Source organism: Caballeronia humi (genome assembly GCF_001544475.1).
GTDB classification, from domain to species: Bacteria; Pseudomonadota; Gammaproteobacteria; order Burkholderiales; family Burkholderiaceae; genus Caballeronia; species Caballeronia humi.
In genome coordinates this window covers 1-2,018 of record NZ_FCNW02000154.1, presented here as the reverse complement: position 1 = coordinate 2,018, position 2,018 = coordinate 1, and the positions used below count along the sequence as shown (strand labels likewise).

The window sequence follows — 2,018 nt, the reverse complement described above, 5'->3', positions numbered from 1 at the left end:
GTTTGATAGCGCCAGGCGAAGCCTGGGATTGGAGGAAGTCTATGTGATGGAAACCAGTCATTGGAATCCAGAGGGTTCGACTCCCTCCCGGTAAAGGCTAACCACCAGCCGGAAGCGAGCCTTGCATGCGAGTGCGGTAACGCACTACTTGAAGCGTAGGCAGCGGGTACTGAAGCCGTGTGATTGAGCCTCGATATGAAGCAACCGCTGGTGTCTTCATTTTTCAAACGGTGGGGACAGCACTGTGCGAGCCGTAAGGGTGAGGCTCGACAGACCGACCGGGGTCTGAGAGCAGGGCAAGGGTACAAGGATGGATTCCCCAGGAACCTGGGAGGTCCTATGTTCGACCAATCTTACGTGGCCCTGAGGCGCGGGGCGATATAAACAGGGCCATACCCTGCGGAACTCTCCGCTGCAGGGAGCAAAACGTGGAGAAAAGGATTGGAGCGAAGAAGCGAATCCATAAGCGACTTCGTATTCGGCACAGGAAGTCTTAGCGCCCTCGTAGTACTGATGACGCCGGGGAACGCTGCTCAAGCGGACCCGGTCGATGGGAAGGGGGGCGTCGTTGTTGCAGAATCGTTCATGGGAAACACGGAGGTGCTTTGAAACCTGAAAGCGTGTCAACGAAACAGGAACGAATAGCCATGCTGGCGAGGAGTAATCCCGAGATGGCGTTCACTTCGTTAAATCATTACATCGACTTTGAGTGGGTGAGGTATGCCTACGACTGTACGCGCAAGGATGGTGCAGTCGGGGTTGATGGTCAGTCCGGAGAGGATTATGCAGTCAATCTCACGCAGAATCTTCTTGGGCTAGTCGACCGGCTCAAGTCAGGCCGATATCGCGCGCAGCCAGTCCGTCGGCATTTCATCGCTAAGGCGGACGGCAGTCTTCGTGGGCTCGGCATTCCCTCTTTCGAAGACAAGGTGGCGCAGCGCGCCATTGTTATGCTTCTGGAGCCGATCTATGAACACGACTTTCACGACTGTTCTTTCGGTTTCCGACCCGGTCGCAGTGCTCACGAGGCGCTGCGGTCCGTGTGGAAAGGGATTATGTATCGCGGTGGACAGTGGGTGCTCGACGTTGATGTACGGAAGTACTTTGACAGCATCGACCAAGCCAAATTGAGAGAGCTTCTAGCCAGACGAGTCACCGATGGCGTAGTCAGACGATTGATCGACAAGTGGTTAAAAGCAGGCGTGCTGGATAACGGGCAGTTGTCTTATCCGGAGTCCGGCACTCCTCAGGGCGGGGTGATTTCGCCCTGCTTGGCCAACGTGTTCTTGCATTATGTTCTGGATGAATGGTTTGCCGCTGAGGTGCAACCGCGCCTTCGTGGTCCGAGCACCTTGGTTCGTTTCGCGGATGACTTTGTCGTGATCCTTGCGCACAAGGACGATGCGGAGCGTGTCTTGCGGGTGCTGGGCAAGCGATTGGGCAAGTACGGACTCGATTTACATCCGGACAAAACCCAGATGATTGATTTCCGCTTCAAACCCCAATCCGGGCACGATGACCACCAAGAGCCGCTGGCCACGACCTTCAACTTCCTCGGATTCACTCACGTGTGGGTGACTTCGGAGAAGGGCCGGGCGATGGTGCGGCAATTGACCGCCAAAGACCGCGTCGCGCGTACACTCAAAGCAATCAACCGAGTCTGCCGAAGTATGCGGACCCGGCCGCTTCGCGATCAGCACCAGCGCTTGAGTCGGATGCTTAAGGGGCACTATGCCTACTTTGGCATCAGTGGGAACTATGAGCGCTTGGCGACTCTGCCGTATCGGGTCGCACATATCTGGCGTAAGTGGTTGTCGCGAAGGTCGAATGAGCGCTTCATGCCATGGGTTGCCTTCACGAAAATACTCACCCTATTTCCGTTACCGAAGCCTCGGATTGTCCATCGTTACGCCAAACCGTGAGCGAATCTGCATGATGAGGAACCGGATGCCTTAATTGGGCTCGTCCGGATCTGTGAGGGGCGAGGGGGGCAACCTCCTCGCCTACTCGGAAACCGC

General features: G+C 56.2%; 1 protein-coding gene. It reads left to right on the top strand.

Going from position 1 to position 2,018, the window contains the following annotated elements; genetic code table 11:
• The first annotated feature begins 605 nt into the window (after positions 1-605).
• The gene (gene ltrA / locus AWB65_RS34665; protein WP_200821875.1) at positions 606-1,922 is read left to right on the top strand and encodes a group II intron reverse transcriptase/maturase; all 1,317 of its coding nucleotides are present in this window, start codon (positions 606-608) and stop codon (positions 1,920-1,922) included.
• The last annotated feature ends 96 nt before the right edge of the window (positions 1,923-2,018 follow it).